The organism is Pseudomonas sp. LFS044 (genome assembly GCF_047978245.1).
GTDB lineage: Bacteria > Pseudomonadota > Gammaproteobacteria > Pseudomonadales > Pseudomonadaceae > Aquipseudomonas.
The window spans coordinates 1-14,637 of record NZ_JBFPFX010000053.1; the positions used below are offsets into that span (position 1 = coordinate 1).

General features: G+C 60.0%; 14 protein-coding genes. 10 read left to right on the forward strand and 4 right to left on the reverse strand.

The annotated features are described in order from the left end of the window. Positions 1-274 precede the first annotated feature (274 nt). Positions 275-796: an SRPBCC domain-containing protein gene (locus ACNQPL_RS26305; RefSeq protein ID WP_416468352.1), complete on the reverse strand. Its 522-nt coding sequence runs from the start codon at positions 794-796 to the stop codon at positions 275-277. Positions 797-883: 87 nt separating this feature from the next. On the opposite strand from ACNQPL_RS26305, the gene ACNQPL_RS26310 reads away from it, so the two are divergent. The 3 genes from ACNQPL_RS26310 (at position 884) to ACNQPL_RS26320 (ending at position 4,949) form a co-directional block, all read left to right on the forward strand. Then, positions 884-1,789 (forward strand): LysR family transcriptional regulator, encoded by a 906-nt coding sequence (locus ACNQPL_RS26310; protein WP_416468353.1) that lies wholly within the window; start codon positions 884-886, stop codon positions 1,787-1,789. 684 nt (positions 1,790-2,473) lie between these two features. Further along, positions 2,474-3,034 (forward strand): hypothetical protein, encoded by a 561-nt coding sequence (locus tag ACNQPL_RS26315; RefSeq protein WP_346616012.1) that lies wholly within the window; start codon positions 2,474-2,476, stop codon positions 3,032-3,034. Between the two features lie 127 nt (positions 3,035-3,161). Beyond that, the gene (locus tag ACNQPL_RS26320; protein ID WP_416468354.1) at positions 3,162-4,949 is read left to right on the forward strand and encodes a thiamine pyrophosphate-requiring protein; all 1,788 of its coding nucleotides are present in this window, start codon (positions 3,162-3,164) and stop codon (positions 4,947-4,949) included. Between the two features lie 34 nt (positions 4,950-4,983). Here the strand turns inward: ACNQPL_RS26320 and ACNQPL_RS26325 are convergent, their stop codons facing one another. Further along, a complete protein-coding gene (locus ACNQPL_RS26325; RefSeq protein WP_416468355.1) occupies positions 4,984-5,721 on the reverse strand; it encodes a DUF72 domain-containing protein in 738 nt (245 codons plus the stop codon). Between the two features lie 683 nt (positions 5,722-6,404). Between ACNQPL_RS26325 and ACNQPL_RS26330 the strand changes: the two genes are divergently transcribed. Together ACNQPL_RS26330 and ACNQPL_RS26335 are read left to right on the forward strand one after the other, a co-directional pair. Continuing rightward, on the forward strand, positions 6,405-7,220 hold the full coding sequence (locus ACNQPL_RS26330) for an alpha/beta hydrolase (RefSeq protein WP_346616015.1): 816 nt from the start codon (positions 6,405-6,407) through the stop codon (positions 7,218-7,220). Next, a complete protein-coding gene (locus ACNQPL_RS26335; protein WP_416468356.1) occupies positions 7,210-8,391 on the forward strand; it encodes an ATP-binding protein in 1,182 nt (393 codons plus the stop codon). Before ACNQPL_RS26330 ends, ACNQPL_RS26335 begins: the two co-directional genes overlap by 11 nt. 46 nt (positions 8,392-8,437) lie before the next feature. Here the strand turns inward: ACNQPL_RS26335 and ACNQPL_RS26340 are convergent, their stop codons facing one another. Further along, positions 8,438-8,644, reverse strand: coding sequence for a hypothetical protein (locus tag ACNQPL_RS26340; protein WP_416468357.1), 207 nt, complete (start codon positions 8,642-8,644; stop codon positions 8,438-8,440). Between the two features lie 177 nt (positions 8,645-8,821). Between ACNQPL_RS26340 and ACNQPL_RS26345 the strand changes: the two genes are divergently transcribed. The 3 genes from ACNQPL_RS26345 (at position 8,822) to ACNQPL_RS26355 (ending at position 12,023) form a co-directional block, all read left to right on the forward strand. Next, a complete protein-coding gene (locus ACNQPL_RS26345; protein ID WP_346616017.1) occupies positions 8,822-10,024 on the forward strand; it encodes a zinc-dependent alcohol dehydrogenase in 1,203 nt (400 codons plus the stop codon). Between the two features lie 47 nt (positions 10,025-10,071). Then, positions 10,072-11,400: an SDR family oxidoreductase gene (locus tag ACNQPL_RS26350; protein ID WP_346616018.1), complete on the forward strand. Its 1,329-nt coding sequence runs from the start codon at positions 10,072-10,074 to the stop codon at positions 11,398-11,400. Positions 11,401-11,483: 83 nt separating this feature from the next. Beyond that, positions 11,484-12,023, forward strand: a complete 540-nt coding sequence (locus ACNQPL_RS26355) for a type 1 glutamine amidotransferase domain-containing protein (protein WP_346616019.1) — start codon at positions 11,484-11,486, stop codon at positions 12,021-12,023. Between the two features lie 57 nt (positions 12,024-12,080). Here ACNQPL_RS26355 and ACNQPL_RS26360 read toward each other — a convergent pair whose 3' ends face one another. Further along, positions 12,081-12,605, reverse strand: a complete 525-nt coding sequence (locus ACNQPL_RS26360; protein ID WP_346616020.1) for a hypothetical protein — start codon at positions 12,603-12,605, stop codon at positions 12,081-12,083. Positions 12,606-12,801: 196 nt separating this feature from the next. Here ACNQPL_RS26360 and ACNQPL_RS26365 point away from each other — a divergent pair, with 196 nt between their 5' ends. Together ACNQPL_RS26365 and ACNQPL_RS26370 are read left to right on the forward strand one after the other, a co-directional pair. After that, on the forward strand, positions 12,802-13,659 hold the full coding sequence (locus ACNQPL_RS26365; RefSeq protein WP_346616021.1) for an SDR family oxidoreductase: 858 nt from the start codon (positions 12,802-12,804) through the stop codon (positions 13,657-13,659). Between the two features lie 293 nt (positions 13,660-13,952). Beyond that, the gene (locus tag ACNQPL_RS26370) at positions 13,953-14,417 is read left to right on the forward strand and encodes a hemerythrin domain-containing protein (RefSeq protein WP_387526093.1); all 465 of its coding nucleotides are present in this window, start codon (positions 13,953-13,955) and stop codon (positions 14,415-14,417) included. Positions 14,418-14,637: the final 220 nt, after the last annotated feature.

Below are 14,637 nucleotides of genomic sequence, written 5' to 3' on the forward strand. Positions count from 1 at the left end.
AGCACGTTGCTTGAACTCGCGGGTATAGGTCTTTCGTTCTTGCATGGAACCTCCTGATTGGGCGAATCATATCGCCCTTAAGAGGTGTCCGGGATCATTAAGCCAGTTCAGTTTACCCGCGAAGCAGGCGCCGCAGTGAATGGCACCGGCGGTGCCGGTGTTCGCGGGTAAACCGCTCCTCCAAGGATTGCTACGGTCCCAACTGCAGTTACGGGTCGAAAGTGGTCATCCTCGACCAGCAGCATTTGACCTTCTGCGCCCGCTCACCCACTACTTACACTTGACTCGCTTCCTTGGCTTCACGTGCAGCGTTTACCAATCCATCCAGCCAGTCTTGGTGGCCGTTGATCATCGGATTGGGCTTAGCGTGGGCCAGTTCCAGGGCAGGCTTACCTTTCTGGGTTTCCTGGGTGAGCATTCGCACTCGACCTTGCGACAGATCTTCAATGAGCCATGCATGGTGCACGTCCAATCGTGTATCGCCTTCGCCGGCCCAACCATGCCAGGCAATCCGGCCTGGAGAGCTTGAGGTGGGAGGTATATGTTCATTGCACTGGGCTTCGACTGGAAAGCCGAAGGTCTCAAAGTAGAAACGCATCCCCACTTTCAGGTGGGGCTCCGCATGATCGTAGCAAATGACATTTGCTGAGTTGCTGTAGTAAGTGGGCCATTTGGCCGCTTGGCTCAGCAGCGGCCAGATGTCCGAGGCGGTCAAGCCGGCAACGATCACCTCATTGGAGACGAAATCTTCGGTGAGACCGGGCAAATAGCCTTCTGGCCAGATTATCTCGTTCATGGGGTATAGCGCCTGTCGTTGTGGATTCAGTTCAGGATGGGTGCTAGCTTGAAATAACTCCAATCGAGATGATTTATCCATAGCATCATGGAATCTGATATCAGAAAGCTGGACCTCAACTTGCTCAGAGCCCTGGACGCCCTGCTCGATGAGCGCAGCGTGACCCGAGCAGCTGATCGCCTGGCGCTTACCCAACCGGCCGTAACCGGAATGCTTAACCGACTGCGTGAAAGCTTCAACGACCCGCTTTTCGTTAGGGCACAACGCGGTATCGTGCCGACACTGCGTGCAGAGCAACTGGCGTTGCCGATCAAGCAGCTGCTAGCCGATGTGGCGGGTATGCTTCAGCCCCAAGCGTTCGATCCGCAGACGGCTGAACTAACCATCAAGCTCGCATCAACTGACTATGCGTTGCGAGCAATCGTAGTTCCGTTCCTAAGCGCCCTCCGCGAACGAGCGTCGAACATACGGATTTCTGTGCTTCCGATCGACGATCAAACGCTTCAACTCCAACTGGAGCGCGGTGATGTCGACCTAGCGCTGGTAGCCAATGGCGCAGCGGCTCCTGACCTCTACGTCAAACCGCTATTTGATGAGAGTTACGTGTGCGTGATGCGCGCGGATCATCCAGACTCCAAATCATCGCAGATTTCGCTGACGCGCTTTTGCGCTTTGGACCATGTGTTGGTATCACCATCGGGAGGGGGCTTCCATGGCGTTACCGACGAGGCGTTGAGGAAAATTGGAAAGTCTCGGCGAGTCACCGTCTCGGTTACGAGCTTCCTGGTGCTGCCGGAGATCTTGATGGCCAGCGATTTGATAGCCGTGGTGCCTCGGCGGCTGGCCATCCGCACCCCTGGACTCACGATTGTGGAGCCGCCTGTCAAGATCCCCGGCTTCTGCAAAATGGTGGCCTGGCATGAGAGAACCCATCGAGATGCAGGCCATCGATGGATACGCACCCTCATGTTGGAGACCGTCAAAACCCTTTGATCAACCGCATTGATGAGCATGTAGGCGACATTCTTCGCAGAGGCAGCTATCGATCCATGGCTCTTTTTGAACCCAACAATTCTCACGGATTGAGCGGCGCTTCCGCGAGTCCAGTTACGTTCCAGCGTCTGCTATGGGTCGAAAGCAGCCGGTCACCATTGACTATTTCGCCCATGGCGGACATCCGAAGGCCGGGGCCGCTTCGCGGCCCATCGCCGGCAAGCCCGGCTCCCACAGGTACTGCGCAGGCCCAGAGACTGGTTATATCTCTGAGGGAGCCGGCTTGCCGGCGATGAGGCCATTACTGACTCAAAGCGTTGGGGCGGTGTCCGCAGTGGGTCGATAGCTGTCGTTCGTGACATACGGGGCGATAGACACAGTCCATCCTTGGTTCCGGCGATCCCACCATGGAGGTACACTGAAATCCGGTGTGCGCCACCTCGACCCGTGTCAGAAATCGCCATTCCCGATCGCGCATCCTGCTGGGGGTATCGAGGGTATTTTTGAGGGTACATTTATTATTTTTCCAATCACAGATCCCGCCCTAGAGCCATGTCCAAATGTTCTTCGGCGATCCGGATAGCCTGTGACGTTTGTCCACAACAGTATTCATCAGGGCGCGGAGTAACCGGCCTCCTGTCGGAAGCTATGCTAAAACCAGCCTTCCCGAAGCCTGGGTTTACCATGAGCAATTTTCCAATCGTTGCCACGATACTCTCGATGATACTGGGGCTCTCGGTCACTCGGCTTCTTCTAGGCGTTTTGACGGTATTCCGCATCCGCCGCGTGGCCAAGCCCGACTGGGTGCCGCTCGCCTGGGCGGGGATTCTGTTCACGACGCAGCTTGACTTCTGGTGGGCTGTAAACGGATTGCCAGCGATAAAAGTGACGTTCACGTTCCTCGAGTTTCTCCTGCTCGTGCTGTTGGCGCTGTCGCTTTTTGTCTCTTCGGCGCTGTTGCTCCCCAGTCGCAGTGAGGATGAGCAGAATGGCCTTCAGGTCTACTTTGAGCAGGATGGCCGTTATGCGCTGTTGTTCCTTTCCGCTTATCTGTTCCTCGGGCTGGTCGTGAACGTGAGCTTTTTCAAGGCATCTCCGATAGCGCTATGGGGCGTATTGGACGTGATCATGATTGCCCTTGCGCTCTGCGCGTTTGTCGCCAAGTCCCGCGAGCGCTATGCACTTATCGCCTTGGCATACGTCCCCATTACAGCGTTTGACTTGGTTGTCTCGCTGGCCGGCTAGTCAATTCGCTCGCCCCCACGGTACTGCTTGGGACGGCGGCTGATGCCCCGGAGCAAGTGGATCCGTTGAAACTTTCGCAAACCACGCCAAGTCCAGACCCCTATCGACCAATGAACGGGAGCAGGCAATGACAGGCACGGTAGGCGATTTTCTGGTGGAGCGCTTGTATCAATGGGGCGTGCGGCGCATCTTCGGCTACCCCGGCGACGGCATCAACGGTGTTTTTGGCGCACTGGCCCGGGCCAACGGCAAGATCGAATTCATCCAGGCCCGCCACGAGGAAATGGCAGCATTCATGGCCTGCGCCCACGCCAAGTTCACCGGGGAACTGGGTGTGTGCATCGCCACCTCCGGGCCTGGGGCCTCGCACCTGCTTACCGGTTTGTACGATGCCCGCATGGACCACATGCCGGTGCTGGCCATCGTCGGCCAGCAAGCCCGGGCGGCGTTGGGCGGCCACTATCAGCAGGAACTGGATTTGCTGTCGATGTTCAAGGATGTGGCCGGTGCCTTCGTGCAACAGGCCTCCACCCCCTCGCAGGTCCGCCACTTGCTAGACCGGGCCGTGCGCACTGCCGTCGGTGAGCGGCGGGTGACGGCGGTGATCCTGCCCAATGACCTGCAGGACCTGCCCTACCAGGAGCCGGCCCGCGAGCACGGCACCGTGCATTCCGGCATTGGCTACAGCAAGCCCAAAGTAGTGCCTTACGAGAGCGACCTGCAACGCGCCGCCGATGTGCTCAACGCCGGGCGCAAAGTGGCCATCCTGGTGGGCGCCGGTGCCTTGCAGGCCACCGAGCAGGTCATCGACATTGCCGAAACACTGGGCGCAGGTGTAGCCAAGGCATTGCTCGGCAAGGCCGCTTTGCCCGACGACCTGCCATGGGTAACCGGCGCCATCGGCTTGCTCGGCACCGAACCGAGCTACCAGTTGATGGCGGAGTGCGACACCCTGCTGATGATCGGCTCAGGGTTCCCCTACGCCGAGTTCATGCCCAAGGAAGGCCAGGCGCGCGGCGTGCAGATCGACCTGCAGCCAGACATGCTCAGCCTGCGCTACCCGATGGAGGTAAACCTGGTAGGGGATGCCGGGGAGACCTTGCGTGCATTGCTGCCACTGCTGGAGCCCAAAACCGACCGGCGCTGGCGCAAGAAGGTCGAAGGATGGCGGGCACGCTGGGACAAGACCCTGGCCAAACGCGCCATGGTCAAAGCCGACCCGATCAACCCGCAGCGCGTGGTGTACGAACTGTCCCCTCGCCTGCCCGACAACGCCCTGGTGACCAGCGACTCCGGGTCCTGCGCTAACTGGTATGCCCGCGACCTGCACATTCGCCAGGGCATGCAATGCTCGTTGTCCGGCGGCCTGGCCTGCATGGGCGCCGCCGTGCCGTACGCGATTGCCGCCAAGTTCGCCCATCCGCAGCGCCCGGTGATCGCCTTGGTGGGCGATGGGGCGATGCAGATGAGCAATCTGGCCGAACTGATCACCGTGGCCAAGTACTGGCAGCAATGGGAAAACCCGCAGTGGATCTGCGCGGTGTTCAACAACGAGGACCTCAACCAGGTGACCTGGGAACAGCGTGTGATGGAGGGCGACCCCAAATTCGAGGCGTCGCAGACGATCCCTGACGTGCCCTATCATCTGTTTGCCATCTCCATCGGCCTTCAGGGCATTTACGTCGACCGTGAAGAAGACGTCGCCGCGGCCTGGGAACGAGCCCTTGGCGCCGACCGGCCGGTACTGATCGAATTCAAGACCGACCCCAACGTGCCGCCATTGCCACCTCATATCAAGCTGGAGCAGGCGAAGAAATTTGCCGGCACCTTACTCAAAGGCGACCCGGATCAGGCGGGTGTTATCGTGCAGACCGCCAAGCAGGTACTCAGCTCGGTACTGCCTGGCAAGAGGTGACGGGCGACAGGACGAGCCGGCCATCGCTCATGGTTCAAGCGGGATAGACAGCGGCGCGCCCGTGCAACAAGGCTTCGGTAGCCAGGGCGTCGCCCAAGGCCGCACCGCTTGCGGTGTTGTCGAATATGCACCAGGCAGGTTGTTGCGCGTCCTCGCGCTGCTGCAACTGAGCAGCCAGGCGCTGCAGGTAATCGCGTCCGTAGGCGCTGCGGTAGATCTGCGGCTCCCCGTGCAAGCGCCAGTAAACCAGCCCCGGCCAGCCGCCCGGTTGAGCGTCCATGCCAAACCGTGAAGGGCTGGCCGCCACTTGAGCCACTTGCAAGTCCACGAGCAATGACTGCGCGATCGCCCAGGTTGGATGCCGTGGTTCTACTGCCAGCCACCCATCATAGTTTTTACGCAGGCGGGTGAAGAATCGATCGGCAACCTCGAGGTCAAACGCCAGTGACGGGGGCAATTGCACCAACAGGCAACCGAGGCGATCCCCCAGTTGCCCGCACTCATCAAGGAATTGCTCAAGCAAGGCTGTACAGCCAAGCAGGCGCTTTTCATGCGTGATGGCTTTGGGCAACTTGACGGAGAACCGAAAATGCTCAGGGACTGACGCAGCCCAACGGGTATAGGTTTTTGGCTGATGAGCGCGATAGAACGAAGAGTTGATTTCGACCGCGTTCAATCGGGCCGCGTAGCGCTGCAGTTGGGTGCCTTGCTGGGGAAAGTGCTCGGCATGAAGGCGTGGCACGCTCCAGCCCGCGCAACCAAGATGAATCATCCTGAGGGTTCCGTGGCAACCTCTATCTCGGACGATCCCAGCAAGTGAATGTTGTGCGTTGCCATGGGTACCTCGAGGTTTACGGGGCTACTAAACCTGACTGACGGATTGAGGCGCAGTTCCGACCCTTGTCGGAAGATTGGGTGGGGGCTACCGTGGGCCTGGCTTGGGATTTGCGGTGATGCATAAACCGAGCGCCGCCCGCGCGGCGCTTCGCGAAGCGCCTGCCTTGGGATCTTCAGCGCCCTTGAGATCGAGCGCCGCCCGCGCGGCGCATCGCGGGCAAGCCCGCTCCTACATTTGTTGCAACGTGCCATGGCCTGTGAGGCCATAGTTGCCAGCCTTGTTGGCATGACCCAATTTTTCGGCTGGCGCTGCCGACGCCCCATCTGTCTTCAGTCATGCGCCAAGGCGGACAACCATGGCCTGACTGGAATGGCACGTTGCAACAAATGTAGGAGCGGGCTTGCCCGCGATGCGCCGCGCGGGCGGCGCTCGATCTCAAAGGCGCTGAAGATCCCAAGGCAGGCGCATAGCGATGCGCCGCGCGGGCGGCGCTCGATCTCACTGGCGCTGATGTGCCGTGGCGAGCACCGGGCACGCCAGACCTTGCCCTTCGATCCCCTCAACGGCACTATTCTTCCCTAAAGCCAAACCCGCTCGGCTGAACGGAGAAGTGATGCATGGACATTCAACGCAGGAACAACGTCACCGTCCATGGCGCAGGCACTTCGACGCTGGTCTTTTCCCACGGCTTCGGCTGCGATCAGACCATGTGGCATTACCTGTTCCAACACTTCACCAACCGCTTCCGCGTAGTGTTGTATGACCTGGTCGGCGCAGGCAGATCTGACCTGGCTGCCTATGAAAGCGAAAAATACGGTTCACTGGCCGGTTACGCTCGCGACCTGAACGACGTCATCGATCAGTTTGCAAGCGGCCCTGTGATCGTGGTCAGCCACTCGGTGAGTGCAATGATCGGAGCACTGGCCGACCGCCTTTCGCCGAATCGCATAGCCGCCCATGTCATGGTTGGGCCGTCACCGTGCTATATCGATTCCGATGGGTATGTGGGCGGGTTCAAGCTCGAAGACATTCACTCGCTCCTTCACACGCTGGACAGCAACTACCTGGGCTGGTCGAGCGCGATGGCCCCTACCATCATGGGCTCACCTGGGCAGCCGGCCCTGGGCGATGAACTTACCAATAGCTTTTGCCGCACAGATCCGCAGATCGCCAAGCAATTTGCACGCGTGACCTTCTTGTCCGATAACCGCGAAGACATCGCCGGGCTGGCTACCCCGACGCTTATCCTGCAATCTTCCGATGACCTGATCGCGCCGGTGGGCGTGGGCCATTACATGCATGCGACTTTACCCAATAGTGTTTTCCACCTCGTAGATAACGTGGGGCATTGCCCGCACATGAGCGCTCCAGACGCGTGTGCCAAAGCAATGGACGCCTTCCTTCAGCCATGGGTAGGCGCAGATGTCGATTGATCAGCCGCTACTTCCCGCGTTCGAAGAGCTTTTCGACGGTGCCCCCTGTGGCCTGGTCGTCACCGACGAAGACGGCACCATCCTGCGCAGCAATCGTATTTTCAGCATCTGGATGGGCATCAGCCAGGAAGCGCTTGGCCAGCTTCGGTTTCAGGACCTCCTGACAATGGGCGGTAAAATCTTCCATCAGACCCACTGGGCGCCCCTCATGCGCATGCAGGGCTCCGTTGCGGAGGTGAAACTTGACCTCAAAAACGCCAGTGAACAGACAGTCACCCTGCTGCTCAATGGCGTGAGGCGCGAACATGCCGAGGGCGTTTATTACGAACTGGCGCTGTTCGGGATGACTGATCGGGACAAGTATGAGCGCGAGATTGTGGAGGCCCGCCAACGGGCCGAACAGTTGTTATGGGAGAAGACGAGCGCCGAGGCCGCTCTACAGCAGGCAAAAGTGGAACTCGATCTCGCCTATGAAAAAACCCAACAGCGGGCTTTTTTTGCGGAGCAAATGGTCGCAATCGCAAGTCATGACCTGAAGAACCCGCTGACCGCGATCAAGATGGCGACAGACCTGCTGGCACGAGGCGAACGCTCATCGCGAGATACAGAATTGCTCGGCCACATCCGTCAGTCCTCCGAGCGCGCTCAACGGATGATCGCAGACCTGCTGGACCTCGCATTGGCCAGGGTCGGTCGCGGCATCGGCATCACACGGAAGGCGGTTGACCTGCACCTGGTCATTGAGCGAAGCGTAAACGAGCTGCGTGTCGCCTTCCCCCAGGCAAGGCTGGTGCATGAACAAGTGGGCGCCGGGCTGGCAGAGGTCGACGCTGACAGGATGCATCAGCTCGTTGGGAATCTGGTAGCCAACAGTGTTGCCTACGGGGATCTTGGCCAGCCCATAACGGTCACTTCCTTCCTAGAGGGCGAGGCGGCCTTGCTAACGGTGCATAACGAGGGTCCAGCCATACCCGAATCTTCGCTGGGTAACCTGTTTGAGCCGATGACACGAGTGAGCGAGTTGGACACCGACCTGAGAAGCGTAGGGCTCGGCCTTTTCATCGTTCGGGAAATCGCCAAGGCCCATGGCGGCGATGTGGTCGTCAGTTCCACGCACGAAAGGGGAACGTCATTCTGTGTGAGTTTGAGCCGTACCAGCATTGAGCGTTGATAGACGGTTTACCCACGTAAGCTCATCGAAGCGTCGCCTGGCGATCTCATGAATTCCCGGCACCATCACTATTGCGACTCATGCATTCACACTCAGCTTCGGCGCGCGTAGGCAGCCGAAGAATCAGGCGTGTTTTCTCCTGCGTATCGTAAAGATCGAACCCCTCTTCCACTGCACACGCAAAGCCTGAGCGCCTGGGAAGATAGTCTTTTGCAGCCGGGACAGCAGGAACCACCACAAAGCGCTTCAGCATGGCCACCCCCATGAGACAGTTCTTTAGCATTAGTCCTGTAGGAATGGCCCGAGTAATTCGAAGTTCATTTTCGTTGTAATTACCATCGGGCTTCTCGTCTGAACTTTGCCGTCCCTCATGGATTCCCCTGCATACCTATAATGCAAGTGCAAACACACGGCTGCAGGAGCTGATTCGATGAGAGCATTGACCTACCACGGCGCAAACGATGTCCGGGTCGATACCGTCCCAGACCCCATCATCCAAGCGCCGGACGACATCATTCTGAGGGTGACCGCAACCGCCATTTGCGGCTCTGATCTGCACCTTTACCGGGGCAAGATTCCGCAGACCGAAGCGGGGGATATTTTTGGCCATGAGTTCATGGGCATCGTCGAGGAAACGGGCAGTGACGTCACCGGTTTGCAGATCGGCGACCGTGTGGTGATCCCTTTCGTCATTGCCTGCGGCAGTTGCTTCTTCTGCCAGCACGACCTGTTTGCCGCCTGCGAAACCACCAACACCGGTCGCGGCTCGCTGATCAACAAGAAAGGCATTCCGCCAGGCGCTGCGTTGTTCGGGTATAGCCACTTGTATGGCGGCATCCCGGGTGGGCAAGCCGATTACGTGCGGGTACCCAAAGCCAATGTCGGCCCGTTCAAGGTGCCCACCGCGCTGGCCGATGACAAGGTGCTGTTTCTCTCCGACATCCTGCCGACCGCCTGGCAGGCAGTCCTCAACGCCGAAATCGGCCCGGGTTCATCAGTGGCCATTTATGGCGCCGGGCCAGTGGGCCTGCTGAGTGCCGCGTGCGCGCAAATGCTTGGGGCCGAAACCATCTTCATGGTCGATGACAAGGACTACCGCCTGGCCTATGCCCAGGACGCCTACGGGGTGATCCCGATCAACTTCGAGCAGGATGACGACCCTGCCGACAGCATCATCCGCCACACGCCAGGCAGGCGCGGCGTCGATGCGGTCATCGATGCCGTGGGGTTCGAGGCCAAGGGCAGCACTGCCGAAACGGTCTTGACGGCGCTGAAGATCGAGGGCAGCAGTGGCAAGGCCTTGCGCCAGAGCATTGCGGCTGTGCGCCGAGGCGGGGTTGTCAGTGTTCCGGGAGTGTACGCCGGCTTCGTCCACGCCTTCATGTTCGGCGACGCGTTCGACAAAGGCCTCACCTTCAAAATGGGCCAGACCCATGTGCAGAAATACCTGCCAGAGCTGCTCGAGCATATCGAGGCCGGCCGGCTGCAACCCGAAATGATCGTTACCCACCGCCTTGCCCTGGAAGAAGCGGCCATGGGCTACAAGATGTTCGACCAGAAACAGGACAACTGCCGCAAGGTCATCCTGGTTCCCGGCGCTGCGTCCGGAACCCTGGGCTCCAATCACGGGTAAGCACAGGGGGCTAGCGCTTCCCGGTATGCAGCCAAAGGAGGTTGACCATGATCGATCAAGCGACAGGCATGAAACCAGGTGAACGATACCGCGTGGATAACATCGAACGCGCCCATCAATTTCCCGGTTTCTTCCTGGACGGCAAGTATTACCTCGGGCCCGAACTGCTGACCGCTGTCGGCTGGCTGGAGGGCACCACATTCATCTATGACAGCCTGGATGCGCAAGGTGAGCCGGTGTTCCCCGATCGGGTGGCAGGCACCCTCGAGGGGCTGAGGTTGATGCTGGTGGATGGCACCGCCCTCGAGCTTTCGAGGCTGGACCCCAGCACCCTCCTCGCGCCTGCGGCGGACGCTGTGGAGCAAGCGCCACAGCCGGCCGAGCCGCCACGCCCAGCACCGATCAAGGGCCCACTGCGGGGCAAAGTGGTGGTCATCACCGGCGCTTCAAGTGGCATAGGCCGCGCCGCCGCACATGCCTTTGCCTGTAAAGGTGCGCGCCTGGTGCTGGCTGCACGCGATGAAGAAGCGTTGTTCGACGTGCTGGATGAGTGCACCGATTGCGGCACGGACGCCGTGGCAATCACCACCGACGTCAGCCGCAGCGACCAGGTACAAGCGCTGGCCGCGCAGGCTGCCGAATTTGGCCATGGCCGAATCGATATCTGGGTCAACAACGCCGGCGTCGGCGCGGTCGGCAATTTCGAAGACACGCCACTGGAGGCCCATGAGCAAGTCATTCAAACCGATCTGGTCGGTTACCTGCGTGGCGCCCATGTGGCCCTGCCCTACTTCAAGGCGCAGCGCAGCGGCACGCTGATCAACACGCTGTCACTGGGCAGCTGGGTTGCCCAGCCCTATGCCGCGGCGTACTCGGCAAGCAAGTTCGGCCTGCGAGGCCTGACCGACGCGTTGCGCGGGGAGCTCACGGAGTTCCCCGACATCCATGTCTGCGACATCTACCCAGCGGTCATGGATACGCCGGGCTTCAGGGATGGCGGCAACTACACCGGCCACGCGCTCACCCCGCCCGGGCCGATCTACGATCCGGAGTTGGTGGCCAAGGCCATGGTGGCGTGCGCCATTTCCCCGCGTGCGCACACCACGGTCGGCGCAACCGCGCGCCTCGCCCACCTGGCCAGCTTCCTGGTGCCAGCACTCCCGCAGATATCGGGATGGCTGACACGCTGGGGCTTGCACCGCAGTCCTGTTGCAGGGATTTCTTCGGGCAACCTGTTCGAACCACCCAGTGGCCGGCGCAGCGTGGACGGCGGCTGGCGAGAGCGCAAAGGCCACACACCGTTGCTGGTGGGCGCGGCAGTCCTCGGCATCATTGCCGGGCTGGTCCTCACCCGCTCGCAGCGCAGGCGCCGCTGATATCAACCGCTGAGCACCGCGCAGGAACTTTGCCTGCCGGTGCCGGGCCCTATCTGATGCCCTACAGTACGAGGAGATAACTGATGAGTGCACAACTTGACGGCAAGCGCGTGGCCTTTCTGGTCACCGATGGCTTCGAGCAGGTGGAACTGACCGGCCCGCGTGAAGCGCTGGAGAACAGCGGTGCGGTAGTCGATATCCTGGGTGAGAAGGAGGGTAAGGTACGCGGCTGGAACCATGACAAGCCCGCCGACGAGTTCAACGTGGATGCAACGTTCGACAGTGCCGACCTCGACCTTTACGACGCCTTGGTACTGCCTGGCGGCGTGCAGAACTCCGATACGATCCGGATCATCCCTGGCGCGCAAAAGCTGGTGAAAAGCCATGCTGCGGCCGGCAAGCCGTTGGCCGTCATCTGCCACGGTGCCTGGCTGCTGGTGTCAAGCGGTCTGGTCAAGGGCAAGCGGATGACCAGCTACAAGACGTTGCAGGACGACATTCGCAATGCAGGTGGCCAGTGGGTGGATGAGCAGGTGGTGGTAGACGGTAACCTGATCACCAGTCGCCAACCAGACGATATTCCGGCCTTCAATGAGCAATTGATCAAGGCGCTGGCAGGCTGAGCTCAGCGATCTGCGCCGCGCCCTCCGTTGTGCTTCAGCGCGGCTGGAGGGCGCGGGTCACGCCAGCTGGATGTAAACCGAATAGGTGCCCAGCAAGACCCAGAAGCCGAGAAAAATCCACGGTGTGCGCAGGGAAAACAGCAGCGATTTGCGGTGCCCAGCCTGAGAGGTTTCCGCCTCGCAGAACAACGGCGATTCGTCATACGCCAAGCCCATCATCGGCTCACTGCGCAGCAAGTGGCTTTGCTTGAGCTGCCAGTGCTCGATGATTCGAAAGGCCGCGCGGATGCCTGGCCAGGCGTTCAGCGAACTGAGCACACCGAGCAGTGCGAGAAACGCCGGCACTATCAACGTGAACATCTCGCCCCAGCCGTCGTTCAGGTTGCTCATCGACGACACGAACGCGATGACCAGGAATGACTGAGCCGCCAGGTAAGCATCGGTGCGGTTGGCCAGGATGGTAGTTTCGTACTGGATTTCGCGTCGATAGAAATCCAGCCGCTCCTTCGGGGTACCGAACATCCTTGCATTCTGCTGATCGATCTCATGTTCGGGGGTGGTAGGGGTGATGATTCTAGGCACTTCTATGCTCCAGTTTGAGGGTCGAGCCTTGCACGCAAAGCACGAGACGAGTGAGCGGTAGAGCTATCCCACGCTTGAGAATTCAATGGAAATCCAAGACTGACCGCCCGTCGCGCGAACCCTGAACTCATCCCAACACCGGCCTGTTGCACCGTTCGAACGGTAATGAGCGTTCTCAACTGCAGGAGCTGCCCCCATGAGCGACTACCCCACTCCCCCCTTCCCCTCTCAACCGCAAAGCGTTCCAGGCTCGCAACGCAAGATGGAGCCGTATCCAGACTGCGGTGAGCAGACCTACAGCGGCAAGAATCGGCTCGAAGGCAAAATCGCCCTGATCACCGGCGCCGACAGCGGCATCGGGCGCGCGGTGGCCATTGCCTACGCCCGCGAGGGCGCCGACGTTGCGATTTCCTACCTGAATGAGCACGAAGATGCGCAGGAAACGGCGCGTTGGGTGGAAGCTGCGGGCCGGCAGTGCCTGCTGCTACCGGGTGACCTGGCGCAAAAGCAGCACTGCTACGACATCGTCGACAAGACGGTGGCGCAGTTCGGTCGCATCGATATTCTGGTCAACAACGCCGCGTTCCAGATGGCTCATGAGGGCCTGGACGAGATTGACGATGATGAATGGGTGAAGACCTTCGATACCAACATCACCGCCATTTTCCGGATTTGCCAGCGCGCGTTGCCGTCGATGCCCAAAGGCGGGTCGATCATCAACACCAGCTCGGTCAACTCCGACGACCCATCACCCAGCCTGTTGGCGTATGCCGCCACCAAAGGCGCCATTGCCAATTTCACCGCCGGCCTCGCCCAGCTGCTGGGCAAGCAAGGCATCAGGGTCAACAGCGTGGCCCCCGGCCCGATCTGGACACCGCTGATACCTGCCACCATGCCCGATGATGCGGTCAGGAACTTCGGTTCGAGCTACCCGATGGGGCGGCCAGGGCAACCGGTGGAGGTCGCTCCGATTTATGTCTTGTTGGGTTCTGATGAGGCCAGCTACATCTCGGGGTCACGCTACGGCGTCACGGGTGGTAAACCCATTCTTTGAGGGCGGTTCTTGGCCGGCGAACGCTGGCCGTAGACCAATCATCACGATCGTTGAACCCTGACGTTGGCGCCCACTCAACCTCATAAGCTTTGTACGAAACCCTGTAGGAGCTGGCTTGCCTGCGATCGGCTGCGAAGCAGTCGCAAAACCGGTGTCTGCGCACTGCCAGACAGGACGCGGATACAGGATTTACGACTGCTTCGCAGCCGATCGCAGGCAAGCCAGCTCCTACACGCAGTCTTTCGTACAGCGCCTGGGAAGCCAGAATTTATCCACCGTGAAGAGGTGTCTCCATGAACGCTATCGATCTGCTGATTCAAGACCATAAGCTGGTCAAGAAACTGCTGGAAGAACTCTCCTCGACCACCGAACGTGCGGTAAAAAAACGCGCTGAACTGCTGCACCGCATCGAGCAGGAACTGCAGGTCCATACGGCCCTGGAGGAAGACATTCTCTACCCGGCGATCAAGCAAGCCGGGGGTAAGGAGGAAGCCAAGATGTATTACGAGGCCAAGGAAGAACACCGGACCGTCGACTCGCTGGTGCTCCCTGACCTGCTGCATACCGAAACCGGCACCCTCGAATTCGCCGGTCGAGTGAAAGTCATGAAGGAGCTGCTTGAGCATCATATCGAGGAAGAGGAAGGCGAGCTCTTCCCTACTGCGAAGAAGCTGCTCGGTAAAGATCAGTTGGAAGAGCTGGGCGTCGCCATGGAGGCCCAGAAAAAACTGCTCAAGGGCGAGCAGCGGGCAGCTTGAATCAAGGGCGCTGGGCTTGCCACGGCATCTTCAGCGCCCTTGAGATCGAGCGCCGCCCGCGCGGCGCATCGCGAAGCGCTTGCCTTGGGATCTTCAGCGCCTTTGAGACCGAGCGCCGCCCGCGCGGCGCATCGCGGGCAAGCCCGCTCCTACATTTGTTGCAACGTGCCATGGCCTGTGAGGCCATAGTTGCCAGCCTTGTTGGCATGACGCGATTTTT

Coding starts and splice junctions, on each gene's coding strand:
- ACNQPL_RS26310 (WP_416468353.1), top strand. CDS start 884: ATGGAATCTGATATCAGAAAGCTGGACCTCAACTTGCTCAGAGCCCTG.
- ACNQPL_RS26325 (WP_416468355.1), bottom strand. CDS start 5,721: ATGATTCATCTTGGTTGCGCGGGCTGGAGCGTGCCACGCCTTCATGCC.
- ACNQPL_RS26355 (WP_346616019.1), top strand. CDS start 11,484: ATGAGTGCACAACTTGACGGCAAGCGCGTGGCCTTTCTGGTCACCGAT.
- ACNQPL_RS26345 (WP_346616017.1), top strand. CDS start 8,822: ATGAGAGCATTGACCTACCACGGCGCAAACGATGTCCGGGTCGATACC.
- ACNQPL_RS26320 (WP_416468354.1), top strand. CDS start 3,162: ATGACAGGCACGGTAGGCGATTTTCTGGTGGAGCGCTTGTATCAATGG.
- ACNQPL_RS26350 (WP_346616018.1), top strand. CDS start 10,072: ATGATCGATCAAGCGACAGGCATGAAACCAGGTGAACGATACCGCGTG.
- ACNQPL_RS26315 (WP_346616012.1), top strand. CDS start 2,474: ATGAGCAATTTTCCAATCGTTGCCACGATACTCTCGATGATACTGGGG.
- ACNQPL_RS26305 (WP_416468352.1), bottom strand. CDS start 796: ATGAACGAGATAATCTGGCCAGAAGGCTATTTGCCCGGTCTCACCGAA.
- ACNQPL_RS26370 (WP_387526093.1), top strand. CDS start 13,953: ATGAACGCTATCGATCTGCTGATTCAAGACCATAAGCTGGTCAAGAAA.
- ACNQPL_RS26365 (WP_346616021.1), top strand. CDS start 12,802: ATGAGCGACTACCCCACTCCCCCCTTCCCCTCTCAACCGCAAAGCGTT.
- ACNQPL_RS26340 (WP_416468357.1), bottom strand. CDS start 8,644: ATGCTGAAGCGCTTTGTGGTGGTTCCTGCTGTCCCGGCTGCAAAAGAC.
- ACNQPL_RS26335 (WP_416468356.1), top strand. CDS start 7,210: ATGTCGATTGATCAGCCGCTACTTCCCGCGTTCGAAGAGCTTTTCGAC.
- ACNQPL_RS26330 (WP_346616015.1), top strand. CDS start 6,405: ATGGACATTCAACGCAGGAACAACGTCACCGTCCATGGCGCAGGCACT.